The sequence below is a fragment of the Rhizobium sp. RAF56 genome (genome assembly GCF_052113965.1).
GTDB lineage: Bacteria > Pseudomonadota > Alphaproteobacteria > Rhizobiales > Rhizobiaceae > Rhizobium.
In genome coordinates this window covers 1-413 of sequence record NZ_JBFRDU010000149.1, presented here as the reverse complement: position 1 = coordinate 413, position 413 = coordinate 1, and the positions used below count along the sequence as shown (strand labels likewise).

General features: G+C 70.8%; 1 protein-coding gene. It reads right to left on the bottom strand.

The genetic code is table 11. From position 1 onward, the window contains the following. The coding region (locus tag AB4048_RS29015) for a calcium-binding protein (protein ID WP_442205377.1) at window positions 1-413 on the bottom strand (413 nt) is incomplete at both ends.

Sequence of the window (413 nt, the reverse complement as noted above, 5' to 3'; positions counted from 1 at the left end):
TCGACCGTGTCGTTRCCSGCACCGCCGTCGACGCTGTCGTTGCCGTCATTGCCGTTGACGACGTCGTTGCCGTCGCCGCCGTCGAGCGTGTCTTGGCCATCACCGCCATTGAGCGTGTCGTCGCCGATACCGCCGGTGACCGTGTCGTTGCCCGTGCCGCCGTCGACGCTGTCGTTGCCGTCGCCGCCAGCGACGGTGTCGTCGCCGATACCGCCCGTGACCGTGTCGTTGCCCGCGCCGCCGTCGACGCTGTCGTTGCCGTCGCCGCCGTTGACGGTGTCGTCGCCGATGCCGCCCGTGACGGTGTCGTTGCCCGCGCCGCCGTCGACGCTGTCGTTGCCGGCACCGCCGTTGACGCCGTCGTTGCCGTCGCCGCCCGAGAGGGTGTCGTTACCGAGACCGCCGTCGATGGT